Consider the following 24,322-nt stretch of genomic DNA (forward strand, 5'->3'; position numbering starts at 1 on the left):
CTTACAGCAGTTGGTTGGCGGCGCCGTCGAGCAGCAAGCCGCCCTTGGTGACCACCTTGTCGCCCGGCTCGATGCCCGACAATACGGGGATGTAGCCGTTGGACGGTTGGCCCAGCGACACGGTACGCGCCTCGAACACGTTGTCCGAGACCTGGACGAATACGATGGAGCGCTGGCCGTCCTTGATCAGCACCGAGGTGACGGGCACCGACAACCCCTCGGCGGCGCGGCTCTGGATGCCGGCCCGGGCCAGCATGCCCGCGCGCAGGTTGGGATTGGAGTCGTCCAGCGTGATGAACACCTGCCCGCGGCGGGTCTGGGCGTTCAGGGCCGAGCCCACGCGCAGCACCTTGCCCGTCAGGGGCCGGTCCAGCGAGGCCACCACGATCTGCACCGGCGCCCCCTGGGCGATCGTGCTGAGGTCGCTTTCGAAGACGTCGGCGTTGATCCACAGCGCGGTCGGATCGCCCACGGTGAACAGCGATCCGGAATCGGGTCCCACCGACGCGCCGGGCGTGGTGTTGCGGTTGATGACCACGCCGGCGCGCGGCGCGCGCAGCAGCAGCGTGTCGCTGCCGCCGCCGCCCAGGAAGCTGGCGGCCCGCGACGCCACGTCGGCGTTGTGCTGGGCCTCCTGCAGCTTGGCCTCGGCCACGACCAGTTCGGCCTCGATGCCGATGCCCTTCTCCATCATCAGGCGCTGGCGCTTGGCCTCGGCCTGGGCCACCCGCAGTTCGACCTGGGCATTGGCGTAGTCGGCCCGCACGCGCGAGGCGTCGGGGCTGGACAGCGTCGCCAGCGGCGTTCCGGCCTTGACCACGTCGCCCACCTGGGCCTGGACCTGGAGGATGCGGCCGGATGCCGGCGCCACCACCTCGGCCACCTGTTCCTCGCGGAAAGCCACCCGGGCCGGCGCCCACACCACGTGCACCGCGCCCTGGGTCCCCATTTCCTGGATTTCCATGTACTTGAGCGAGGCCGGCTTGACGCGGACCTGCCCGGGCGCGAGCGGCGCGGCGTTTTCGGTGGGAGCCGGAGGAGCCTCTTGCTTGTCCGAGCAGGCCGCCAGGGCAAGCAGACAGGTGACGACGACAAAATGGGCAAAACGCGGCATGAGCGACCTTTGACGATTTTACGGCTCGGATCGGTCGTCGACGCGTCCCACGGCGCGAGGCACTCCTGATCCGGATCGCGTGATGTTAGCGACCGGCTGAAAGGGAAAGCATGGCCGAAACATTACCGTTTTGTCATTTTTCCCAGCCTGGGCAGCGTGATACGGGCCACCAGGCCGGGGCCGGCGTCGTCCAGGTCCAACGAAGCGTTGTGGAGGCTGGCGATGGCCGTCACGCTGGCCAGGCCCAGGCCGTAGCCCGGTACGCGGCGGTTGAGCCGGAAGAACCGGGTCCCGACCTTGGAGCGCTCGATGGCCTGGATGCCGGGCCCGTTGTCCTGCACCACCAGCGACACCGTGTCGCTTTCTCGCTGCGTGCTGACCGTGACGCGGGCGGGGCTGCCGGCGTATTTGATCGCGTTGTCCAGCAGGTTGGCCACGGCGCTGGCCAGCAGGTCCTTGTCGCCCGCCGCCATGACGTCTTCGTCCATGCGCACGCGCAGCTCCACGCCCTTTTCCTCGGCCACCGGCTCGTACAGTTCCACCACGTCGGCCACGATGTCGTTCAGCGATACCGGTTGGAAAGCCTGGCGCCGAGCGCCCGACTCCGCCTCGGCGATCTGCAGCAGCTTGTCGAAGACGATGGTGAGTTCCTCGATCTCGCGGATGGCGAAGGTCGTGGCCTGCGCCACCTGCGCCGGGTCCGTGCCCGGACGGCTGGCCACTTCCAGCTTGGCGCGGATCCGCGACAGCGGCGTGCGCAGATTGTGGGCGATGGTGTTGGAGACGTGCCGCACGCCGTCCATCAGGATCTCGATCCGGTCCAGCATCAGGTTGATGTCGTGGCTCAGGCGCGCGAACTCGTCGTCCTTGCCGGACACCGGGATGCGCTGCGTCAGGTCGCCGGCCTCGATCTGGGCGGCGGTGCGGCGGATCGCGCCGACCCGGCTCTCGAGCTGGTCGCGGAACACGATGGCGCCGATGATGGCCAGCAGCACCGAGACCACCGCCGCCGCCATCAGCGCGTTGCCGACCAGTTGCTCGAGGTCCTTCTGGTCGCGCATGTCGCGGCCGACCAGCAGGACGGACCCGTCGGCCAGCAGTTCCGTGCGGAACCGGCTGTAGGAGATGCGCCCGTCCCGCAGCACCTGCTTTTCGACGATCCCGAAGGTGGGCTTGAGCAGGTCGCGGGAAACGGCGATGTTGCCCGCCATTTTCTTGCCCGCCGCTGTGGCCAGCAGGTAGACCTCGGTATCGGAGTTGACGCCGTCGGTCAGGGTCTCGGTGATGTCGTCGGCCAGCCGCTCGGGCCCGTAGGCCTCGAAATGGCTGACCATCCGGTGGCTGGCCGACACCAGTTGCCGGTCGATGCGATTCTGCAGCACGCCGATGGTCTGCACGTACAGCACCGACAGCAGCACCATCATGAACAGCACCACCGACACGCCATAGCCCAGCGCGAGCCGGAACGCGACCGACTGCCACAGGCGCCGGACGAAGGCCAGCGGCCCGGTCTGGCGGCCGGGATAATCGTCGTAGGCCGTGCTCAACGCGGCGCCGCCGAGATCATGTACCCCACCCCGCGCACCGTATGGATCAGGGGAGGCGCGAAGCCGTTGTCGATCTTGTTGCGCAGGCGGCTGATCTGCACATCGATCACGTTGGTCTGCGGATCGAAGCGATAGTCCCAGACCGCCTCGAGCAGCATGGTGCGGGTCACGACCTGTTCCTGGTTCAACAGCAGGTAGACCAGCAGGCGGAACTCGCGCGGCTGCAGCGTGATGGTCTTGCCGTCGCGCTCGACGGTGCGCTTGGTCAGGTCGGCCCGGAGATTGGCGATGCGCAGTTCGCGCACATCGTCGCGGGCACGGGCCCTGCGGTACAGGGCCTCGACCCGCGCCGCCAGCTCGGAGAACGCGAACGGCTTGGTGAGGTAGTCGTCGCAGCCGCCGCGCAGCCCCCTGACCCGCTCGTCCAGCCCCGCCAGCGCGCTCAGGATCAGCACGGGCGTCGTCTTGCCTATGCCTCGCAGCGTGGTCAGGATGGACAGGCCGTCCACGTCGTTGGGCAGCATGCGGTCCAGGATGATGACGTCCCAGGCCTCGGTCATGGCGCGATTGAGCCCGTCGGCGCTGTCGCGGCAGGCCGCCACCTCGTGGCCGGCCTCCTTCAGACCGTTGCAGATATAGCGCGAAGTATCGACTTCGTCTTCGATGACCAGGCAGCGCATGGCGGCTAACGATTCCCGACTGATGAAGATCCGGCGCGCGTGGATGGCGCCGGGCTCCTAATAGTCTACCCTCGTTGCCGCGACCGGGACGGCCGCCTCAGGCCTCGATGACGGCTTCCAGGAACTGGCGCGTGCGCGCGCGGGCCGGATGGCCGAAGACCTGGGCGGACGGTCCGTCCTCGACGATGCGGCCGCCGTCGAAGAACAGGGTGCGGTCCGAGCTGCGCTCGGCGAACTTCATCTGGTGCGTCACGACGATCATCGTCATGGTGCGCCGCGCCGACAGCTCCCGCATGATCTCCAGCACGCCGCCCACCAATTCCGGGTCCAGCGCCGAGGTCACCTCGTCGAACAGCATGACTTCCGGCCGCATGGCCAGCGCGCGGGCAATGCCGACCCGTTGCTTCTGGCCGCCGGAAAGATTGGCGGGATACCGATCCAGCTTGTCTCCCAGCCCCACCATGTCCAGGTATTCGCGCGCCCGCTGCTCGGCTTCGTCCCGGCCCAGCCCCAGCACGTGCCTGGGCGCCTCGGCCACATTGCGCAATGCCGTCATATGGGGGAACAGGTTGAAGTGCTGGAACACCATGCCTATCCGTCCCCGCACCCTGCGCAGATGCGCCGGCCGGGCCGGGACTTCCCGGCTGCCCCGCCGTTCGGTCCACATGGATTCGCCATCGATCAGGATGCGGCCGGCATCGGGCCGCTCCAGCGTCATCAGCAGGCGCAGCAGCGTCGACTTGCCGGACCCCGACGGACCGATCAGCGCGACCGTCTGGCCGGCCGGAATGTGCAGGTCCAGGCCCCGCAGCACCTCGACCTCGCCGTAGCGCTTGCAGACATTCTCCAGCGTGACACTGGCGCTCATGCGTCCTCCTTCATGTCGTCGTCCGGCTCAGCGCAGCCTGGCTCCCACGCGCCTCACTCCCCAGGCCGCGGCCAGGCTCAGCGCCAGGAAGATCAGCCCCACCAGCGTGAGCGGCTCGGTATAGCGGAACGTGGCCGAACCGGCGATCTTGCTGGCCTGGAGCAGTTCCACCACGGTGATGGCCGACAGCAGCGGCGTATCCTTGAACATGGCGACGAAGTAGTTCCCCAGCGCCGGCACGATGGGCGGGATCGCCTGCGGCAGGATGACGTCCCGCAGCGTCCGCCAGCGACCGAGATTGAGCGCCAGCGCCGCGTCCGACTGCCCGCGCGGCACGCTTTCCAGGCCGGCCCGGTACACCTCGGCGCAGTAGGCGGCGTAGTGCACCCCCAGTCCCAGTACGCCGGTGGTCAGCGGCGAGAACTGCACGCCCGTGACCGGCAGTACGTAGAACAGGAAGAACAGTTGCATCAGCAGCGGCGTGCTGCGCACGAACTCGATGACCAGCGCCGCGCCCCAGGCCAGCGGCCGCAGCGGCGCCCTTCGCATCAGCGCCAGCACCAGCCCCAGCGTCACGGCCAGCGCCATGCCCAGCAGCGTGGCCTGCACGGTGATCGCCAGGCCGTCCAGCAAGGTGGGCAGCACGGCGCGGGCATAGCCCCAGTCGAACAGCGGCTGGCTGGCGGCCGCGCTCATGTCCGCCCCCGGTGGCGGGCCGCACGCCGCTCCAGCAGCCGCATGCCGCCGTTCAGGACCTGGGCGGCGGCGAAATACATGAGCAGCGCGATGCTGAACACCTCCACGGTGCGGAAAGTCTCGCTGCGCAGCAGTTGCGCGCTGAAGGTCAGGTCGGTGATGGTGATCAGCGACACCAGGGCGGTGTTCTTGAGCAGTTCGATCAGGAGGTTGCCGGCCGGCGGCAGCATCAGCGGCACGGCCTGCGGCACCAGGATGCGCCACAGCGTGGCCGTCGGCGTCATGTTCAGCGCCACCGCGGCCTCGGCCTGCCCCTTGGGCACGTTGGCGATCGCGCCGCGCACGATCTCGGCTCCGTAGGCCCCGGTATGCAGGCCCAGCACCAGGATGCCCGCCCAGACCGCCGGCAGCCGCAGGCCCAGCAGAGGCAGCACGTAGTAGACCCAGAAAAGCTGCACCAGCGCGGACGTTCCGCGGAACACCTCCACGTAGCAGGCCGCGGGCCACGACAGGTAGGGCCGCCGCGACATGCGCCCCAGGCCGGACAGCAGCGCCGCCGGGATGGCCAGCGCCGCCGCGCCCGCGGTGAGCTGCAAGGTGACCCACAGGCCGCGCAGCAAGGGCGGCAACAGCTCGGGAAGGTCAGTCATGACGGATCGGAGGCCGGGGCGGGCGCGGCGGCGGGAGACTGCCCGCACAGCTGCGCCGACGTCGCGTCGCCCGGCAGTTCGTTCGCGGTGAAGCCGAAAGGCTCGACCAGGCGCTGGTGCTCGGGCGTCCCGATGAAATGCGCCAGCTCGCGGTCGAAGGCTTCGCGCAGCGCCACGTCCCCCTGGCGGAAGCCGAACGCGCCGTACCCGCGCACCGCTTCGCCGTTCTCGATAGGCTGGACGAACCGGGCCACCTTGTCGATCTGCCAGTCCGGCACCTTGGTCAGCACGTAGTTCAAAGTCAGCGCCGTCGCGGCATAGACGTCCGCCCGCCCCGCCACCACGCCCTCGACCGCGCTGACCACGTCGGGAAACACCACGACCTGCGACGGCGGCACGCCCGCGCGCGCGGCGTAGTCGTTCTGCACCGCCCCGACCACCACGCCCACGCGGGCGCCGGGGTCGGCGGCCACGTCGGCATAGCCATGCAATCGGCGCGGATTGTCCGTACGCTGGAGGAACCCGTCGCCCACGCCGTAGGTGGGATTGGAGAAGGCGATCTGGCGGCACCGGTCGGGCAGCACGTACATGCCGGCGGCGATCATGTCAAAACGGCCGGCCAGGAGGCCCGGGATCAGCGCGCCGAACTCGGTCAGCACGCCTTCGACCTCGCCTATGCCCAGCCGCCCCAGGATCACACGGGCGATTTCCGGGGCTTCGCCCGTCAATCGGCCCGCCCGGCTGTCCATGTAGGCGAACGGCGCCTCGTTCGCATAGCCGATGCGCAACCGGCCGGCCTGGACGGCGCGCTGCAGGCTGTCGGGCTGGGCCGCGGCCCCGGGAGTGGCGCCAGCGTCGGCCGCTCCCGCCGAAGGCGCGATGCCTGCCAGCCATACCGCCGTCCACGTCGCAAGAAGAAAACGAGTCATGAGTCGCCCGGGCAATACCAAGGCAAATCATATCTCCTAATAATATTTCAATTCAAATCAATTGAAGACGAATGATCTGGACGATGCGCGATGGCCGGACGTGAAAACGCCCCCGCGCGCGGCCTGGGGCCGCGGGTCGGGGGCGTCGGGCGCGGCGGCTGGCCGCCGCGCCGGGTTGGCCTTGCAGGATGCCGTCAGGCGGCGCGACGACGGGAATCGAAGCGGCGCACGGGCGCATCGCGGCGATCGCCTTCCGGACGGGCCGCGCGGGGACGATCGCCCCAGGTGCGCTCGCCCTGCGGACGGTCGCCACGCGGCCGGGCGGCGTAGCCCTGGCCTTCGGGCGAACGCTCGCGGCGATCGTCCTGGAAGCGCGGCTCGTACCGGCGCTCACCGTAGCCCTGGCGTTCGCCCTGGGACGGTTCGCCATGGCGGCGCTCGCCGCGCGGACGGTCGCCGAAAGCCGGACGCTCGTCGCGGTTGCGGTCGAAATGGCCACGGCCTTCGTACTGCCGCTGCCCGCCTTCACGATTCTGGTAGCCGCCACGGCCGCCCTGGCGCCAGCCCGGCTTGCCGCCGGGGCCGCCGCGGCGCGGACGGTCGGAGCCGGGCCGCGGCGCGCGCTGCGGCTCGAGTCCGGGGATCACCTGGACGGGGATGCTCTGGTCCGTATAACGCTCGATGGTGCGGATCTTGTGACGCTCGCCATGCGCGGCCAGCGTGAACGCCAGGCCGTCGCGGCCCGCGCGGCCGGTACGGCCGATGCGGTGCACGTAGTCCTCGGCCTGCATGGGCAGGTCGAAGTTGACGACGTGGCTGATGCCTTGCACGTCGATACCCCGCGCCGCCACGTCGGTGGCGACAAGGATCTGCACCCGGCCGCGCTGCATGTTGCCCAGGGTACGGGTACGCTGGCGCTGGTTCATGTCGCCATGCAACGCCTCGGCGGCGAAGCCCTGGTCGGCCAGCGTGTCGGCCAGATCGTCGGCCGCGCGCTTGGTCGAGGTGAAGACGATGGCCTGCTGGATGTTGACGTCGCGCAGCAGGTGGTCCAGCAGGCGCATCTTGTGCTCCATGTCATCCGCGTACAGCAGCGACTGGGTGATGTTGGCGTGCTTTTCCTTCTGGCTGGCGATCTCGATGCGCTGGGGGTCGCGCATCATCTTGGCAGCCATCCGGGCCACCGAGCCGTCCAGCGTGGCCGAGAACAGCAGCGTCTGCCGGGTGGCGGGCGTGCGCGCCACGATGGCCTCGATGTCGTCGATGAAACCCATGTCCAGCATGCGGTCGGCCTCGTCCAGCACCAGGACCTCGACTTCGGACAGGTTCACCTTGCCGGACTGGACGTGGTCCAGCAGACGGCCCGGGGTCGCGACCAGCACGTCGACCCGGCGCGACAGCGCCTTCAACTGGGCACCATAGGGCATGCCGCCGACGACCGTGGCCGTGCGCAGCCAGTTCAGCGCCTTGCCATAGGTGCGGGTGGCTTCCGACACCTGCTGGGCCAGCTCGCGCGTGGGGGTCAGCACCAGCACGCGCACGCCGGGCGTGCGCAGCGGCGAAGCCTGGACCTGCCGGTTCAGGGCCGGCAGCATGAAGGCCGCGGTCTTGCCGCTACCGGTCTGGGACGACACCATGAGGTCGTGCCCCTCCAGCGCCAGCGGGATGGCCCGGGCCTGGACCGGCGTCGGCTCGGTAAAGCCGGCTTCGGTCAGCGCGCCGACGATGGCGGGAGCAAGGCCGAGTTCAGTGAAAGACATATTCATTCCTTACGTTACGTATGGCGCAACGCAAGCCTTTCCCCACCGGACATACCCGGACGCGCGAAAAACGCGGCCATGGCCCCGCCAAGGACGGGGCCGGATTCATCGAGCCTGGAAAGCTGGCGCTACGCTGCGGAGACGGACACGGCCGCTCCGGACGGATCATCGGCGCCGACCGATATCACCGTGCGCGCAACGCAAAGGGAAAAACGAGGTCAGAGACGATGCAGTTTTCGGTCAACCCACTTGGTTACCGATCGTCTGCATGAAGGCCACACCGGTGCCCGACAGGGCGATGGCGTGATTTGTGCAGTACAGCAATATTACCCCAGATTTACCCTAATAGATACCCCACAAAACCACACACCTCAAAAAAATACCCCCACGCTTGCCGCTACGCGGCGGCGCTGCCCCCCGAGGGGGCGCTTTTTGCCTTGGGGCGGCCCTGCGGCAAAAAATATGCCCCCACGCTTGCCGCTACGCGGCGGCGCTGCCCCCCGAGGGGGCGCTTTTTGCCTTGGGGGCGGCCCGGCGGCAAAAAAACAGGCCGCCAACAACCGTCGACGGCCCCACACAGACCCAGGGCACAGCGGATCCGGCTCCGCCGGTCCGCCAGTGCCGCCCCCTGGGGGGCGCGCGTAAGCGCGTACGGGGGGGTCAGTCAGCCAGTTCCACCTCCGGCTGCGGCGCGGCCTTGGGTGGCGTATCGTCGAAGTTGAGCTTGATCTCGTCGTCGACCATGTCCACGGTCACCCGGCCGCCGCTGACCAGCTTGCCGAACAGCAGTTCGTCGGCCAGCGCGCGGCGGATGGTGTCCTGGATCAGGCGCTGCATGGGACGCGCGCCCATCAGCGGATCGAAGCCCTTCTTGCCCAGGTAGGCGCGCAGGGCATCGGTGAAGATGACCTCGACGCGCTTCTCGTGCAGTTGCTCTTCCAGCTGCATCAGGAACTTGTCGACCACGCGCAGGATGATCTCTTCGTTCAGGGCCTTGAACGAAATGATCGAGTCCAGGCGGTTGCGGAACTCCGGCGTGAACATGCGCTTGATTTCCGCCATCTCGTCGCCCTGCTCGCGCGCGCCGGAGAAGCCGATCACGTTCTTCTGCAGGGTTTCGGCACCGGCGTTGGTCGTCATGATGATGATGACGTTGCGGAAATCCGCCTTCCGGCCGTTGTTGTCCGTCAGCGTTCCGTGGTCCATGACCTGCAGAAGGATGTTGAAGACCTCGGGGTGGGCCTTCTCGATCTCGTCCAGCAGCAGCACGCAGTGCGGCTTCTTGGTGATGGCCTCGGTCAGGAGGCCGCCCTGGTCGAAGCCGACGTATCCCGGCGGCGCGCCGATCAGGCGCGAGACGGCATGGCGCTCCATGTACTCGGACATGTCGAAGCGCAGCAGCTCGATGCCCAGGATGAAGGCGAGCTGCTTGGCCACCTCGGTCTTGCCGACGCCGGTGGGACCGGAGAACAGGAACGCGCCGATGGGCTTGTCGGGCTTGCCCAGCCCCGAGCGCGCCATCTTGATGGACGCGGACAGCGCGTCGATGGCGGCGTCCTGGCCGAACACCACGGCCTTCAGGTCGCGCTCGAGCGTGGCCAGCTTGCTGCGGTCGTCGCTGGAGACCGATTGCGGCGGAATCCGGGCGATCTTGGACACGATGTCCTCGATCTCGGCCTTGCCGATGACCTTCTTCTGCCGCGACTTGGGCAGGATGCGCTGGGCCGCGCCGGCCTCGTCGATGACGTCGATGGCCTTGTCCGGCAGGTGGCGGTCGTTGATGAATTTGGCCGACAGTTCGGCGGCCGCCGACAGCGCCGCCGACGAGTACTTGACGCTGTGGTGGTCCTCGAACCGCTGCTTGAGGCCGCGCAGGATCTGCACGGTCTGCTCGACGCTGGGCTCGTTGACGTCGATCTTCTGGAAGCGCCGCGACAGGGCATGATCCTTCTCGAAGATGCCGCGGTATTCGGTGTACGTGGTCGCGCCTATGCACTTGAGCTGGCCCGAGGACAGGGCCGGCTTGAGCAGGTTGGAGGCATCCAGCGTACCGCCCGACGCGGCGCCGGCGCCGATGAGGGTGTGGATCTCGTCGATGAACAGCACCGCCTTGGGGCTTTCCTTGAGCTGCTTGAGCACCGCCTTCAGGCGCTGCTCGAAGTCGCCGCGGTACTTGGTGCCCGCCAGCAGCGCGCCCATGTCCAGGGAATAGACGCAGGCATCCGCCAGCACGTCGGGCACGGCGCCTTCGGTGATGCGCCAGGCCAGGCCCTCGGCGATGGCGGTCTTGCCCACGCCGGCCTCGCCCACCAGCAGCGGATTGTTCTTGCGGCGGCGGCACAGCACCTGGATGACCCGCTCGACCTCGCTGTCGCGGCCGATCAGCGGATCGATCTTGCCGGCCTTGGCGGCCACGTTCAGGTTCTGGGTGTACTGGTCCAGCGGCGACTGCTTGGCCTCGGCCTCGGCTTCCGCCTCGGGTTCCTTGGGCGTGCTGGAGGACTCCAGCTGGGGCTGCTTGGTGATGCCGTGGGACATGAAGTTGACCACGTCCAGGCGGGTGATGCCCTGCTGGTGCAGGTAATAGACCGCGTGGGAATCCTTTTCGCCGAAGATGGCGACCAGCACGTTGGAGCCGGCCACTTCCTTCTTGCCGTTGCCCGTGGACTGCACGTGCATGATCGCGCGCTGGATGACGCGCTGGAAACCCAGCGTGGGCTGGGTATCGGCCTCTTCCGTGCCCGGGATCACGGGCGTGTTGTCGTTGACGAAATTGCGCAGGTTGCGGCGCAGGTCGTCCAGGTTGGCGGCGCAAGCGCGCAGCACCTCGGCCGCCGACGGATTGTCGAGCAGCGAGAGCAGCAGATGCTCTACCGTGATGAATTCGTGCCGAGCCTGACGGGCCTCGACGAACGCCATGTGAAGGCTAACTTCCAATTCTTGAGAAATCACGCTTCCTCCATGATGCACTGAAGCGGATGCTGGTTCTGCCGTGAGAAACGGCTTACCTGGTCGATCTTGGTCCTGGCGATGTCCCGCGGATAGATTCCGCAGACGCCGCGACCCTCGTGATGCACCTTGAGCATGATCTGGGTGGCCTGCTCGCGCCCCTTGCTGAAAAATTTCTCCAATACCAGCACAACGAACTCCATCGGCGTGAAATCATCGTTCAACAACACCACCGTGAACATTGGAGGTGGTTTGGTCTTCGACGGTTCCCGCTCAAGCAGCGTTGTCTGATCCGGTTGAGAATCGAACCCGGTGCCCATGCGCCTATTCTATCCACTTGAAAGTGCCCCGCAAGCCATCAGCATACTCCTATATGCCCGGGCCATCCCGAGCTTGACGCAGCCGGACATCTTTCCCATTATTTGATGCCTGGGGCCAGGTTTATCAAGCCCCGGAAGTAGCAAACCCACCAAAACTCGCACCGGCGAAGCGCACGATCGACTGCCTACGGCACCGGGGGAGCGCGCCTCGCATATGTTGTAACCGACTACAAGAAGGCATTACGTCATGTCCAGCGATATCAGCCAAGGCAAGAGGGGTAGCGGCACCGTCAAATGGTTCAATGATGCCAAGGGCTTCGGATTCATCACGCCCGACGACGGCGGCGACGACCTGTTCGCCCATTTCTCCTCCATCCAGATGAACGGCTTCAAGACCCTGAAAGAAGGCCAGAAGGTCACCTTCGAGGCGGCCCAGGGTCCGAAGGGCAAGCAGGCGCTGAACATCAGCGAAGCGGCCTGACCGGCTCCGGTCCGGCGGCCTGAACTGCCCGGGCCCGCCAGAGCCACCTGCTCCGGCGGGCCCCTACATTTTCCCCCCAGCGCCGGCCCATCGCGCCTTTAACCTTGTCGTGGGCCTGGTCATGCTACCCTCGCCGGGAGCCTTCCGCGGCGGCGCCGCCCCGTGGACGCTCGCCCCTACCCTTTTCCGCTCCCCTGCCGACGTCATGACCCGCATACGTTCCTTCCTGCCGCGCCTGGCTGCCGGCGCAGGCGCCTGCATCGCCACCGCCCTCCTGGCCTCGACCGCCTCGGCCCAGGCCACGCTGCCCGTGCAAACGTTGCGGGCCGGCATGCACCTGATCCACGCCGAGGTCGCCAGTACCCCGCCCACGCGCGAGCGCGGCCTGATGTTCCGCGAACGCCTGGGGCCCAACCAGGGCATGCTGTTCATTTTCGAGATGCCCGGCACCCAATGCATGTGGATGCGCAACACGCTGATTCCGCTGTCGGTGGCCTTCATCGCCGATGACGGCACCATCGCCAACATCGAGGACATGGCGCCCAGGACGGAAGACAGCCACTGCGCCGCCCAGCCCGTGCGCTACGCCCTGGAAATGGAACGCGGCTGGTTCGCCAAGCGCGGGCTGAAGGCCGGCTCGCGCCTGGAAGGCATCCCCGGCGTCCGCTAGGACCTGCTGCCGGCCGGCGCCCGTCCCGGCCCATGCCGGGACGGGCCCGCCTCCGACTCTCCTTCCCGCCGCCATCCTTGCACCTTCAGCGTGCCGCCCCGGGCCACCCTTGCGCCTGGCGTAAAACTCTTTTCCGGTTTTTCCATTCAAATCGTCCCCGGCCACGTCTACAGTAGCCGACCTGAGCACGCCCGTGGCAGGCGGAAGAAACAAGCATCCAGGAGACCACGCCTTGCGCAACCTGAACGAAGACACCATCACCCAGGCCGTGCTGGCCCGGCACGCCCAGGCGCCCGACGCCCGCCTGAAGCAGATCATGACCAGCCTCGTGCAGCACCTGCACGAATTCGCCCGCGAGGTGAAACTGACGGAAGCGGAATGGGCCGCGGGCATCGAGTTCCTGACCGCCACGGGACACATCACCGACGACAAGCGGCAGGAGTTCATCCTGCTGTCCGACACGCTCGGACTGTCGACGCTGGTGACCGCGATGAACCACCGCAAGCCACCCGCCTGTACGGAAGCCACGGTCTTCGGTCCGTTCTTCGTCGAAGGCGCGCCCGAGTACGCGCTGGGAGACGACATCGCCAACGGCGCCAAGGGCGACCCGTGCTTCGTGCGCGGCACGGTCAGGAGCGTGGACGGCACGCCCATTGGCGGCGCGGAAATGGAGGTCTGGCAGGCGGACGCGGAAGGCTTCTACGACGTGCAGAATCCCGACGATCCCACCCACCGGGGCCGCGGCCGCATCCATTCCGCGCCGGACGGCAGCTTCCATTTCCGCTCCATCCTGGCCGAAGCCTATCCCATCCCCCACGACGGCCCCGTCGGCCGCATGCTGGCCGCGCTGGGCCGCCATCCCTGGCGGCCCGCCCACCTGCATTTCATGATCCGCGCCGAGGGCTACGAGACCCTGGTCACCCACGTCTTCCGCGACGGCGACCAATACCTGGACTCCGACGCGGTATTCGGCGTGCGCTCGTCGCTGATCGCGCAATGGGTCCGGCACGAGCCCGGCCCCACGCCCGACGGCGGCACCAGCGCGCAGCCCTTCCATACGCTGGACTTCGACTTCGTGCTGAACCCGGTCTCCGGGTCCACCCCCTGATTTTCCCGACTGGAGGACTCATGTACGACCAAGAAAAACTCGCCATACGCGAATTGGTGGAGAACTGGGCGCTGTGGCGCGACGCCGGCGACTGGGAACGCTTCGCCACCGTCTGGCACGAGGACGGCCGCATGAACGCGACCTGGTGCCAGGCCCCGGCCACCGAATTCATCCGGCAAAGCCGGGAAGGCATGGAGCGCGGGGTCAACATCCTGCACTTCCTGGGTGGCATGACCATCGACCGCGAAGGCGACCGGGCCGTCGCCCAGACCAAGATGACCATTTCCCAGCGCGCCACCGTGGACGGCGTGCTGTGCGACGTGGTGTGCACCGGCCGCTTCTACGATTTCCTGGAAAAGCGCGGCGGCCGCTGGGGCATGGTCGAACGCCAGCCCATCTACGAAAAAGACAGGATGGACCCGGTGGACCCGGCCGCCCGCCCGGAACTGGACGCGGCGCTGCTGGCGCGCTTCCCCGAGGGCTATCGCCACCTGGCCTATCTGCAGGTCAAGATAGGCATGGACGTCAAGACCACCATGCCCGGCCTGCACGGCCAGGAAGTCCAGGCGCTGTACGCTCGCGGCAAGGCCTGGCTGGCGGGATCCGCGCGGCCCTGACGCCTCGCGGGAAAGCCTGCCGCCGGCTCCGGGCCGGCGGCAAACCACAATAAGAAGCACACAGGAGACTACCGATGTTCCATACCGACCCGAAACGGCCGGGCGCGTTGCTGTGCGCGCTCGCCTTGACCCTGGCCCTGCCTGCGGCCGCCCAGGACTGGCCCAGCCGGCCCGTGCGCATGGTGGTGGGCTTTGCTCCCGGCGGGGGCACCGACATCATCGCCCGGATGGTGGCCCAGCCCCTGGCGGAAATCCTGGGCCAGCCCATCGTGGTGGAGAACAAGCCCGGCGCCGGCGGCACGCTGGCCGCGGGCACGGTGGCGCGCGCCGCCGCGGACGGCCACACGGTGTTCGTCATGAACAATGGACACGCGGTCTCGGCGGCCATCTACCGCAAGCTGCCCTTCGATTCGGTCAAGGACTTCGCGCCGGTCTCCATGCTGTGCGCCCAGCCATTGGTGGTGGCAGCCGGCAAGAACTTCCCGGCCACCGATATCGCCGGCCTGGTGAAAATGGCCAGGGCGCAGCCCGGCAAGCTGAACTACGCGAGCGTCGGCATCGGCAGCACCCAGCATTTCGCCGGCGAACTGCTGCGCCAGGTCACCGGCATCGACATCGTCCACGTCCCCTACAAGGGCACGCCGAACACGGTGGCCGCCGTGCTGAGCGGCGAGGTGGAACTGCTGGTGGACGTGGCCTCGCCCCTGCTGGGCCACATTCGCGCCGGGGAGCTCAAGCCCCTGGCGGTGACGTCGCCGCGGCGCTATGAAGGCCTGCCCCAGACGCCCACGGCGCTGGAGTCGGGCGTGGCCGGCTACGACGTGACGACCTGGTACGGGCTGGCCTTCCCGGCCGGCACCCCCGCCGCCGTCGTCGACAAGATGAACCAGGCGGTGCGCCGGGTGCTTGCCGACGAAAACGTCCGCAAACAGGCGCTGGCGGCGGCCTGCCTGCCGGAGGCCTCCACGCCTCAGGCGATGGCCAGCCATGTCGGCGCCGAGATCGAGCGGTGGCGCACGGTCATGCAGAAGGCCGGCATCGAGCAGCAATGAGCCGGTCCCGATGCGGTCCGGCCCCGGCCGCCGCCGGGGCCGGACCGCGGGTCGCGGGGATCAGAGCAGCGTGGCGGCCTGCTCGAAGGACAGGCGCGGCTGGCGATCGAACAGCTTGGACGTGTCGCCGTAGCCCAGCGAGCAGATGAAGTTGGCGGTCAGGCGGCCGTCGGGGAAGAACTCGGCGTTGACCTTGGCGATGTCGAAGCCGCTCATCGGACCGCAATCCAGGCCGATGGCGCGGGCGGCGATGATGAAATAGGCGCCCTGCAGGGTGCCGTTGCGGGCGGCCGTGGCGGCGGCCAACGCGGCGTTGCCCTCGAACATTTCCTTGGCGCCCTCGCGGAACCAGAGCTGCGGCATGAACTCGTAGAAGCGGGTGTCGGTGGCGATGATGGCGGTGACCGGCGCGGCCTTGACCTTGTCCACGTTGCCCGGGCTGAGCGCGGGCAGGAGCCGTTCCCTGGCTTCCTGGGTGCGCAGGAACACCACGCGCATCGGCTGGCAGTTCATCGAGGTCGGCCCCATTTTCGCAATGTCGTAGACTTGCTTGAGCTGCTCGTCGGACACGGGCTTGTCCAGCCAGCCGTTCTGCGTGCGGGCGGACATGAACAACTGGTCTAGGGCTTCCTGCGAAATGATGGCCATGAAGAGCTCCGATTGGGCGGAATAGTCGTGAGGTTCCGGATTATAAGTGCGCAGCCCGGACGAAAACGCCGGCATAGCTCCGGCAAACGGAAATCACTTTTGCAATTCTGCTAATAATCGAGGGACAAGCATGGACCGCTGGCGCGAACTGGAGCTGTTCGTCCACATCGCGGAACTGGGCAGCCTGACGCGCGCCGCCGAGGCCGCCGGCCTGTCGACCGCCGCTGCCAGCCGCCATCTGGCCACGCTGGAACAACGCCTGTCGGCCCGGCTGGTCGAGCGCAACACCAGGCGCCTGTACCTGACCGAGGTCGGGCAGGAGTTCTACCGGCGCAGCAAGAACATCCTGGGCGAGATGCAGGAGGCCGAGTCGGCCGTCAACGCCACGGTGCTCAACCCGGTGGGCGATCTGCGCGTGACCTCGTCGCTGTCGTTCGCGATGCGCCACATCGCGCCGCTGCTGCCCGAATACAACCGGCGTTTTCCCAACGTCAACGTCCATGTGATCACCGCCAACCGCTACTACGACCTGATCGACAACGGCATCGACCTGGCGGTGCGCACGCGCGAATACGAATCCGACTCCAACCTGACCATCCGCCGGCTGGCCGAGACACGGCGCATCCTGGCTGCTTCGCCCGGCTACCTGCACCGCCATGGCACGCCGCGCACCATCGACGAACTGGCGAACCACAGGCTGCTGCTCTACACGTATTCCAACCGCTACGACGAATTGCGCTTCTCGCGCGCGGGCGAAGTCCGCGTGCTGCCGGTGAAGGGCGTGCTGGAAGCCAACGACGGCCAGGTCCTGTGCGCCGCTGCGCGCGAAGGCCTGGGCATCCTGGTCCAGCCCAAGTACATCGTCTACGACGATATCGTGGCGGGGCGGCTGGTGCCGGTGCTGGACGACTGGGACCTGCCGCGCCTGACCATCAACCTGGCCTACCCGCACCGGCAGTACCTGCCGGCCAAGACGCGCACCTTCATCGACTTCATGGTGGAACACTTCCGCAAGATGGACTTCGACCGCAAATGGGCCAGTTGAGCCCGGCGGCATATCCCGGTTTCGTATGCTTGCGAAACGATCATGCCGCGGTCCGGCGCGCCGAAGTACCATAGCGGCGGCGCCGCGTGCGGCCCCTGCCCCTCCCTTCGCCCGGCACGGCGACCCGCGATGGAAGACACATGACAGAACCGCAACCGGCGCTTGCCCCGACCGAACTGGAACGCGACCTGCGCCGGATGGCCCGGCGCCTCGCGCTGACCCGCATGCTGGGCGCGAGCGCCGCGGCGCTGGGCCTGCCCGGCCTCGCCCGAGCCGGCGATGCCGCGGCCGTGGGCACCTGCATCGCGCTGCCCGAGGAAACCGCCGGCCCCTACCCCGCCAACGGCGGCGGCCCCACCAGCAACGCGGCCAACGTCCTGGCCTCGTCCGGCGTCGTGCGCAGCGACCTGCGCAGCAGCTTCGGCGGTGCCGGCGGCACGGCTCAGGGCGTGCCGCTGCAGCTGACCATCAAGCTGGTCGACGTCAGCGCCGGCTGCGCGCCGCTGCCCGGCCGGGCGGTCTATCTGTGGCATTGCACGCGCGACGGCGGCTATTCGCTGTACACCCGGGAGCTGCGCGACGAGAACTTCCTGCGCGGGGTCCAGGTGGCCGATGCCCACGGCCAGGTCAGCTTCCAGACCATCTTCCCGGGCTGCTACCCCGGGCGCTATCCGCACCTGCACCTGGAGGTCTACCCCACCGCTGACGGCGCCCCGCGCTACGACCGCAAGTACCTGACCTCGCAGCTGGCGCTGCCGCAGGATGCCTGCGGCGCCGTCTATGGCGAGACGCGCGGCTACGAATCCAGCCTCCAGGCGTATGCGCGCATCAGCCTGGAGAAGGACGGGATCTTAAGCGACAACTCGCCGGCCGAGATCGCCGCGCAGACCGTGGTGATGAAAGGCAGTCCGGGCCACGGCTACGTCGGACGCGCGATCGTGGGCATGCTGGGCTGAGCGCCTCGCCAGCCCGGAAACGACGATGCCCCGGGGCGCCTGCCGCGGGGCATCGGTGCCGGACGCCGCGTCGGCGGCGCCCGTGGCCGGGATCAGACCCGCTCGAGGATGACGGCGATCCCCTGGCCCACGCCGATGCACATCGTGCACAGCGCATAGCGGCCGCCGGTGCGGTGCAGCTGGTTGATGGCCGTCGTGGCCAGCCGCGCGCCGCTGGCGCCCAGCGGGTGGCCCAGCGCGATCGCGCCGCCGTTGGGATTCACGCGTGCGTCGTCGTCGGCCAGGCCCAGGTCGCGCAACACCGCCAGGCCCTGCGCGGCAAACGCCTCGTTCAGCTCGATCACGTCGATCTGGTCCAGGGTCAGGCCGGTCAGCGCCAGCACCTTGCGGGTGGCGGGCGCGGGCCCCATGCCCATGATGCGGGGCGGCACGCCGGCGGTCGCCATGCCCACCACGCGGGCGCGCGGCGTCAGGCCGTGGCGGGCCGCCTCGGCCTCGCTGGCCAGCAGCAGCGCGCAAGCGCCGTCGTTCACGCCCGAGGCATTGCCGGCGGTGACCGTGCCGTCGGGGCGGACCACGCCCTTCAGGCGGCCCAGCGCTTCCATGCTGGTCTCGCGCGGATGCTCGTCCCTGGTCACGACGATGGGGTCGCCCTTCCTCTGGGGAATCGTCACGGGAGTGATCTCGGCGTCGAAGAAACCGGACTTCTGGGCCGCGGCGGCCTTGGCCTGGCTGGCCAGTGCCATGCGGTCCTGGGCCTCGCGCTCGATCTTGTAGTCGGTGGCGACGTTCTCGGCCGTCTCGGGCATGGAGTCCACGCCGTACATCTGCTTCATCAGCTTGTTGACGAAGCGCCAGCCGATGGTCGTGTCATAGATCTGCGCGTTGCGCGAGAACGCGGTCTCGGCCTTGCCCATCACGAACGGGGCGCGGCTCATGCTCTCGACGCCGCCAGCCAGCATCAGACCGGCCTCGCCCGACTTGATCGCGCGCGCGGCGGTGCCGACCGCGTCCAGGCCCGAACCGCACAGGCGGTTGACGGTCGACCCCGGCAGCTCCAGCGGCAGGCCGGCCAGCAGCGAGGCCATGTGGGCGACGTTGCGGTTGTCCTCGCCTGCCTGGTTGGCGCAGCCGAAGATGATGTCGGTGACGGCGGCCCAGTCCAGCCGGGGGTTGCGTTCCATCAGGGCCTTGAGCGGGATCGCCGCGAGGTCGTCGGTGCGCACCGACGCCAGGGCGCCGCCGTAGCGGCCGATGGGGGTGCGGATCGCGTCGCAGATGAAGGCGTGTGTAGTCATGTTCTGTCTCGGATTGGGTAAAACTGTTCTAGGGGTTGCGACTGACGTTGGTGACCGGGCGTACACCCGCCCAGGCGTTCTGCAGCAGCGCGCGGATGGCCGTGCGCTCGATGGGACGCGGGTTCCAATAGGGATTGGACACCGCGATGTCGGCGGCGCGATCGAGATCGGCCTCCGGCATGCCGAGATCCCGCAGGGCAACGGGGGCGCCGTTGTCGCGGGCAAGATCGTAGAGCCCCGCCGCCGCGTCCTGGGTGCCGATGGCACGCGCGATGCGGGCCATGGCCTCCGGCGCGGCCGGGGCGTTGTAGGCCATCGCATGCGGCAGCACGATGGTATGGCATTCGGCGTGCGGCAGGTTGAAGCTGCCGCCCAGCGTGTGGCAAAGCTTGTGGTGCAGGGCCATGCCGACGTTGCCCAGCACGGTGCCGCACAGCCAGGCGCCATACAGCGCCTGCGAGCGGGCCTCGATGTCGCCGGACCGGCGCACGATGCCCGGCAAGGCGCGGGACATGGCCGTCAGGCCTTCTTCGGCCATCAGCGACATGATGGGATTGCTGTCCTGCGCGTAGAGGCCTTCGGCGGCATGCGCCATGGCATTCATGGCGCTGGTGACCGACAGCCCCACCGGCAGCCCCGTCGACAGGTCGGGATCGTAGATCACGGTACGCGGCAGCACGCGCGCGTCCTTGCCCGTCTTTTTCAGCCCGCCTTCGGTGATGCCGTAGATGGGCGTCATCTCGGAACCGGCGTAGGTCGTGGGAATGGCCAGGATCGGCAGCCCCGACTCGAGCGCGATGGCCTTGCCCAGGCCCACCGTGGAGCCGCCGCCGATGGCGACGGCGCAGTCGGCCTCCAGCCGGCGCGCCTCGTCGCGCGCCTGGCGGGCCGCCTCGATCGGCACATGCATGACCGCGCCGTCGAAGATACCCGCCGCCTTCGCCCCCAGCAGGGCCGCCACGCGCTCGGCCAGCTTGCGCTGGCCGGGCGTGGACAACACCAGCGCCCGCTGCGCGCCCAGCAGCCCGATCTCCCGTTCCAGGTGCTGCAGCGAACCCGCGCCGAACACCACGCGGGCGGCATGGGCGTTGTAGACGAAGGCGTCCATGGCGTCAGGCCTTGCGCAGTGGCACGCCGCACAGGCGCTGCAACTCGTCGAACGACAGTCCGTCGACCACATCGCTGACGTAGACCCCGTCCTTCTTGATGTCGAACACGGCCAGGTCGGAATAGACCCGGCTCACGCAGCCGACGCCGGTCAGCGGATAGGAGCAGGTTTCCACCAGCTTGCTGGACCCCGTCTTGGTCAGCAGGTCCATCATCACGAATACCTGCTTGGCGCCGATGGCCAGGTCCATCGCGCCGCCCACGGCGGGGATGGCGTCCGGCGCGCCGGTGTGCCAGTTGGCCAGGTCGCCCTTGACCGACACCTGGAAGGCACCCAGCACGCAGATGTCCAGGTGGCCGCCGCGCATCATCGCGAAGGAATCGGCGTGGTGGAAATAGGCGGCACCGGGCAGCGCGGTGACTGGCTGCTTGCCGGCGTTGATCAGGTCCCAGTCCTCCTGGCCCTTCTCGGGCGCGGGGCCCATGCCCAGGAGGCCGTTCTCGGTGTGCAGCAGGACCTCGCGATCGGCCGGCAGGTGGTTGGCCACCAGCGTGGGCAGGCCGATGCCCAGGTTCACGTAGGCGCCCTCGGGAATGTCGCGCGCCACGCGCTGGGCCATCTGGTCTCGATTCATCTTGTTCATGTGCATGTTCCTCAGGCGGCCTGTTGGGCGTTGGCTTGGGCCCCGACGGCCACCACGCGCTTGACGAAAATGCCGGGCGTCACGACCGCTTCCGGATCGAGCTCGCCCAGTTCGACGGTTTCGTGCACCTGGGCGATGGCCATCCTGGCGGCGGTCGCCATGATGGGCCCGAAGTTGCGCGCGGTCTTGCGATAGGTCAGGTTGCCCCAGCGATCGCCCTTGTAGGCCGAGATCAGCGCCACGTCGCCGTGGATGGGGTATTCCAGCACGTAGTCGCGGCCGTTGATGTGCCGCGTTTCCTTGCCCTCGGCCAGCAGCGTGCCGAAGCCGGTGGGCGTGTAGAAGGCGCCCACGCCCGCGCCGGCGGCGCGGATGCGCTCGGCCAGGTTGCCCTGGGGCACGAGCTCGAGCTCGATCTTCTTGGCGCGATAGAGCTCGTCGAACACGTAGGAGTCGGTCTGCCGCGGGAAGGAGCAGATCACCTTGCGCACGCGCCCGGTCTGCAGCAGCGCGGCCAGGCCCGTATAGCCGTTGCCGGCGTTGTTGTTCACCACCACGAGATCCTTGGCGCCCTGCTCGATCAGCCCGTCGATCAGCGCGTTGGGCAGGCCGGCCGTGCCGAACCCGCCTACCAATATGGTGGAGCCGTCCTTGACGCCGGCCAGCGCTTCGGCCACCGAAGCCACGATTTTGTTGATCATCTATGTCTCCGCACGATGCCTGCCATCCGGGGGGACGCAGGTGGCGTACCTGATTGCAAAACGGAAAAAGTTCTATACGCGAACTATTGTTCGAATATTAAACATCGATTACGCACGAGGGGCAAGAGGCCAGAATCATCATAAGCCTCCCGAGCCGTCATTCCGAACGTGTTCCGGCAGTCCGCGCACGGCGAAGCGCACGCTGTCGTAGCGACCGCCCTCGTCCATCACGGTGACGGTATGCGCGCCGTTCGAGGTGAAACGCAGCGAGACCGGACTCGCGCCATCGGTGCGGCGGACCGGCTTGCCATCCAGCATCCACCACAGCGTCCCGTCGCCGCCCAGCGCCCGCAGTTGCACGTCGATCCGGTCGCGTCCCGGCACCGGGCGCAGGATCGCCCCCGTGTCCAGGCCTTCGAGCCGCACGCCCGCGCCCGCGTGCGAGACTGCCCCGCACGCCGGATGCCAGCGCGCCGCGCCGGTTCCGGGCAGCATTCCCGCCTCCGCCCACGGCTGCAGGGCCAACGGCCAGCGCGCGACCTGCCTGGGCGTGCCCGGCACGCGGCATCCCGGATCGGTGCGCATTCCCGAGCGGGGATCGACCCAGATCGTCTCCACCAGTCCGCCCTGCGTTCCGCGCTCGGGCAGCGTGGGCGGAACGGCATCGTCCAGCGCCCAGGCCTGGCGGCGCTGCAGGCACATGCCTTCGGGCGTGCTGTCGGTCCGCAGGCCCAGCGGCCAGCAGATCGACTGCGCGCGTACCGAGGCGGGCGGCACGCGGGGAACGGGCGCGGCCGCCGGCAGCGCCGCCACCAGGTCCTGCAGCAGCGGCGCGGCGACGTTGGCGCCGAAGAAACCGGGATTGGGCGTGCCGTCGGGCCGGCCCACCCAGACGCCCAGCGTCCAGGCATCGGTCACGCCCACGGCCCAGGCATCGCGAAAGCCGAAGCTCGTGCCGGTCTTCCAGGCCAGTCCCCGGCCGCCGGCATAGAACGGCCGGTCGGGCCGGCCGCCGCTCTCCAGGATGTCGCGCACGATGAAGGCCGCGCCCTCGCTCATGATGCGGGACTCGACGCGCGGCTCGTCGGCGGTCAGCCGCACGCGGCCGGCCATGCCGCCGCGCGCCAAGGCGCGGTAGGCGCCCACCAGTTCTTCCAGCGTGGTACCCGCCCCGCCCAGGATCAGGCTCAGGTTGGGGGCCGCGCCCGCCGGGATGCGCAGGCGCAGCCCGCCCGCGCGCAGCGCCGATGCGAAGCGCGCCGGGCCGATGCGATCGAGCAAGTCGACCGCGGGCACGTTGAGCGAACGCTGCAAGGCCTCGGACACGCTGACCGCCCCCGAGAAGGACGCCTGGAAATTGCCCGGCCGGTAGCCGCCGAAGGTCTGCGGCGCGTCGACCAGCAGGCTCTCGGAATGGATCATGCCCTCGTCCAGCGCCATCGCGTACAGGAAGGGCTTGAGCGTCGAGCCCGGCGAACGCACGCCCCGGACCATGTCCACGTGGGCCGCCCGGCGGGCGTCGGAAAAATCGGCCGATCCCGCGTAGACACGCGCCTCCATGCTGTCGTTGTCCATCACCAGCACGGCCATCGACACCTTGGGCGGCAGCGTATCCACGCGATCCAGCAGCATGTCCTCGACGATGGACTGCCATTCGGCGTCCAGGGTGGACCGGACCACGCGGCGGGCCGCGGCGGTCCCCCGCGGCCGCTGGCGCAGGCGTTCGGCGGCCAGCGGCGCCAGCCAGTGGCCGCGCAGCGGCTGCACGATCACGCGCTCGATGCGCGCATCCCCGGCCACCTCGGCGGTCCAGCGGCCGCGCTCGACCATCCGGGCGAGCACCTTGTCGCGCGCCGCCCGGGCCGCCTCGGGCGCGCGGTCGGGCCGCAGCCGGGACGGCGCCTGCGGCAACGCCGTCAGCAGCGCGGCCTCGGCATGGCTCAGCTGGCGCGACGGCTTGCCCAGGTAGGCGCGGCTGGCCATCTCGACGCCTTCGACGATGCCGCCCATGGGCGCATGATTCAGGTACAGGGCCAGGATGTCGCGCTTGGACAGGTGCCATTCCAGTTGCACCGCCCGCGCCATCTGGCGCAGCTTGGCACCCATGCTGCGCGGTGCGCCGCGCAGCGTCGGGTCGATCATGCGCGCGACCTGCATGGTCAGGGTCGAACCGCCCGAGACGATGCGGCCCGAAGCCGCCCACTGCCAGGCCGCGCGCGCCATGGCGTAGGGATTGATGCCACCATGCCAGTAGAACCAGCGGTCCTCGTAGGTCAGCAGCGCCTGGAGATACAGCGGGGACACGTCCTCGGGCGAAACGGGGTAGCGCCAGATGCCGTCCTCGCCCGGATAGGCACGCAGGGGGCTGCCGTCGGCCGACGTGACCACCAGGCCACCATCGGCCGGCCGGAAGGCCTGGGCCGGTAGCGGATGCATCCGGTCCGCCGCCCACAGCGCCCCCAGCGCGACCGCTCCCGCCGCC

23 protein-coding genes are annotated in these 24,322 nt (G+C 68.6%); 7 read left to right on the forward strand and 16 right to left on the reverse strand.

The genetic code is table 11. From position 1 onward, the window contains the following. Position 1 precedes the first annotated feature (1 nt). The 10 genes from N5K27_RS15655 to clpS all read right to left on the reverse strand — a co-directional run bounded on the left by N5K27_RS15655 (position 2) and on the right by clpS (position 11,513). Positions 2-1,114 (reverse strand): efflux RND transporter periplasmic adaptor subunit, encoded by a 1,113-nt coding sequence (locus tag N5K27_RS15655; protein WP_087839618.1) that lies wholly within the window; start codon positions 1,112-1,114, stop codon positions 2-4. A 122-nt stretch (positions 1,115-1,236) separates the two neighbouring features. Further along, positions 1,237-2,661: a HAMP domain-containing sensor histidine kinase gene (locus N5K27_RS15660; RefSeq protein WP_243724431.1), complete on the reverse strand. Its 1,425-nt coding sequence runs from the start codon at positions 2,659-2,661 to the stop codon at positions 1,237-1,239. Beyond that, the gene (locus N5K27_RS15665) at positions 2,658-3,341 is read right to left on the reverse strand and encodes a response regulator transcription factor (protein ID WP_087839619.1); all 684 of its coding nucleotides are present in this window, start codon (positions 3,339-3,341) and stop codon (positions 2,658-2,660) included. The genes N5K27_RS15660 and N5K27_RS15665 overlap by 4 nt, the downstream gene beginning before the upstream one ends. Before the next feature lie 97 nt (positions 3,342-3,438). After that, positions 3,439-4,209, reverse strand: coding sequence for an ectoine/hydroxyectoine ABC transporter ATP-binding protein EhuA (gene ehuA / locus N5K27_RS15670; RefSeq protein WP_132979325.1), 771 nt, complete (start codon positions 4,207-4,209; stop codon positions 3,439-3,441). A gap of 27 nt (positions 4,210-4,236) precedes the next feature. After that, positions 4,237-4,905 (reverse strand): ectoine/hydroxyectoine ABC transporter permease subunit EhuD, encoded by a 669-nt coding sequence (gene ehuD, locus N5K27_RS15675; protein WP_132979326.1) that lies wholly within the window; start codon positions 4,903-4,905, stop codon positions 4,237-4,239. After that, entirely contained in the window at positions 4,902-5,555 is a 654-nt protein-coding gene (gene ehuC, locus N5K27_RS15680) for an ectoine/hydroxyectoine ABC transporter permease subunit EhuC (protein WP_132979327.1), read from the reverse strand. Before ehuC ends, ehuD begins: the two co-directional genes overlap by 4 nt. Next, positions 5,552-6,484 carry an ectoine/hydroxyectoine ABC transporter substrate-binding protein EhuB gene (gene ehuB, locus N5K27_RS15685; protein ID WP_132979328.1) on the reverse strand — a complete coding sequence of 311 codons (933 nt, stop codon included), beginning with the start codon at positions 6,482-6,484 and terminating at the stop codon, positions 5,552-5,554. The genes ehuC and ehuB overlap by 4 nt, the downstream gene beginning before the upstream one ends. A gap of 194 nt (positions 6,485-6,678) precedes the next feature. Next, positions 6,679-8,244, reverse strand: a complete 1,566-nt coding sequence (locus N5K27_RS15690; protein ID WP_279817447.1) for a DEAD/DEAH box helicase — start codon at positions 8,242-8,244, stop codon at positions 6,679-6,681. A 660-nt stretch (positions 8,245-8,904) separates the two neighbouring features. Next, positions 8,905-11,196: an ATP-dependent Clp protease ATP-binding subunit ClpA gene (gene clpA, locus N5K27_RS15695; protein ID WP_087839625.1), complete on the reverse strand. Its 2,292-nt coding sequence runs from the start codon at positions 11,194-11,196 to the stop codon at positions 8,905-8,907. Continuing rightward, positions 11,193-11,513, reverse strand: coding sequence for an ATP-dependent Clp protease adapter ClpS (gene clpS, locus N5K27_RS15700; protein WP_087839626.1), 321 nt, complete (start codon positions 11,511-11,513; stop codon positions 11,193-11,195). Before clpS ends, clpA begins: the two co-directional genes overlap by 4 nt. A gap of 247 nt (positions 11,514-11,760) precedes the next feature. Here clpS and N5K27_RS15705 point away from each other — a divergent pair, with 247 nt between their 5' ends. The 5 genes from N5K27_RS15705 to N5K27_RS15725 all read left to right on the forward strand — a co-directional run bounded on the left by N5K27_RS15705 (position 11,761) and on the right by N5K27_RS15725 (position 15,441). Further along, positions 11,761-11,994: a cold-shock protein gene (locus N5K27_RS15705; RefSeq protein ID WP_087839627.1), complete on the forward strand. Its 234-nt coding sequence runs from the start codon at positions 11,761-11,763 to the stop codon at positions 11,992-11,994. 205 nt (positions 11,995-12,199) lie between these two features. Beyond that, positions 12,200-12,664, forward strand: a complete 465-nt coding sequence (locus N5K27_RS15710) for a DUF192 domain-containing protein (RefSeq protein WP_132979330.1) — start codon at positions 12,200-12,202, stop codon at positions 12,662-12,664. Positions 12,665-12,896: 232 nt separating this feature from the next. Further along, positions 12,897-13,772: an intradiol ring-cleavage dioxygenase gene (locus tag N5K27_RS15715; RefSeq protein WP_087839629.1), complete on the forward strand. Its 876-nt coding sequence runs from the start codon at positions 12,897-12,899 to the stop codon at positions 13,770-13,772. 20 nt (positions 13,773-13,792) lie between these two features. Then, positions 13,793-14,389, forward strand: a complete 597-nt coding sequence (locus N5K27_RS15720) for a nuclear transport factor 2 family protein (RefSeq protein WP_087839630.1) — start codon at positions 13,793-13,795, stop codon at positions 14,387-14,389. Positions 14,390-14,463: 74 nt separating this feature from the next. Then, the gene (locus tag N5K27_RS15725; protein WP_132979331.1) at positions 14,464-15,441 is read left to right on the forward strand and encodes a tripartite tricarboxylate transporter substrate binding protein; all 978 of its coding nucleotides are present in this window, start codon (positions 14,464-14,466) and stop codon (positions 15,439-15,441) included. Between the two features lie 60 nt (positions 15,442-15,501). On the opposite strand, the gene N5K27_RS15730 is transcribed toward N5K27_RS15725, so the two are convergent. Continuing rightward, positions 15,502-16,089 (reverse strand): malonic semialdehyde reductase, encoded by a 588-nt coding sequence (locus N5K27_RS15730; protein ID WP_087839632.1) that lies wholly within the window; start codon positions 16,087-16,089, stop codon positions 15,502-15,504. A gap of 130 nt (positions 16,090-16,219) precedes the next feature. Here N5K27_RS15730 and N5K27_RS15735 point away from each other — a divergent pair, with 130 nt between their 5' ends. Both N5K27_RS15735 and N5K27_RS15740 read left to right on the forward strand, forming a co-directional pair. Beyond that, entirely contained in the window at positions 16,220-17,134 is a 915-nt protein-coding gene (locus N5K27_RS15735; protein ID WP_087839633.1) for a LysR family transcriptional regulator, read from the forward strand. Positions 17,135-17,274: 140 nt separating this feature from the next. Then, the gene (locus N5K27_RS15740) at positions 17,275-18,090 is read left to right on the forward strand and encodes an intradiol ring-cleavage dioxygenase (RefSeq protein ID WP_217896322.1); all 816 of its coding nucleotides are present in this window, start codon (positions 17,275-17,277) and stop codon (positions 18,088-18,090) included. 92 nt (positions 18,091-18,182) lie between these two features. Here the strand turns inward: N5K27_RS15740 and pcaF are convergent, their stop codons facing one another. The 5 genes from pcaF to pbpC form a co-directional block, all read right to left on the reverse strand. Next, complete coding sequence (gene pcaF / locus N5K27_RS15745) at positions 18,183-19,388, reverse strand: 3-oxoadipyl-CoA thiolase (protein ID WP_087839634.1); 1,206 nt, start codon at positions 19,386-19,388, stop codon at positions 18,183-18,185. A 28-nt stretch (positions 19,389-19,416) separates the two neighbouring features. Further along, on the reverse strand, positions 19,417-20,496 hold the full coding sequence (locus N5K27_RS15750) for a maleylacetate reductase (protein WP_087839635.1): 1,080 nt from the start codon (positions 20,494-20,496) through the stop codon (positions 19,417-19,419). Between the two features lie 4 nt (positions 20,497-20,500). Further along, a complete protein-coding gene (locus N5K27_RS15755; protein WP_087839636.1) occupies positions 20,501-21,139 on the reverse strand; it encodes a 3-oxoacid CoA-transferase subunit B in 639 nt (212 codons plus the stop codon). Between the two features lie 11 nt (positions 21,140-21,150). Further along, complete coding sequence (locus N5K27_RS15760; RefSeq protein ID WP_087839637.1) at positions 21,151-21,840, reverse strand: 3-oxoacid CoA-transferase subunit A; 690 nt, start codon at positions 21,838-21,840, stop codon at positions 21,151-21,153. A 138-nt stretch (positions 21,841-21,978) separates the two neighbouring features. Beyond that, positions 21,979-24,276 (reverse strand): penicillin-binding protein 1C, encoded by a 2,298-nt coding sequence (pbpC, locus tag N5K27_RS15765; protein WP_279817455.1) that lies wholly within the window; start codon positions 24,274-24,276, stop codon positions 21,979-21,981. Positions 24,277-24,322 lie beyond the last annotated feature (46 nt).

Origin of the sequence: Pigmentiphaga sp. GD03639 (assembly GCF_029845405.1) — a bacterium.
GTDB lineage: Bacteria > Pseudomonadota > Gammaproteobacteria > Burkholderiales > Burkholderiaceae_B > Pigmentiphaga > Pigmentiphaga daeguensis.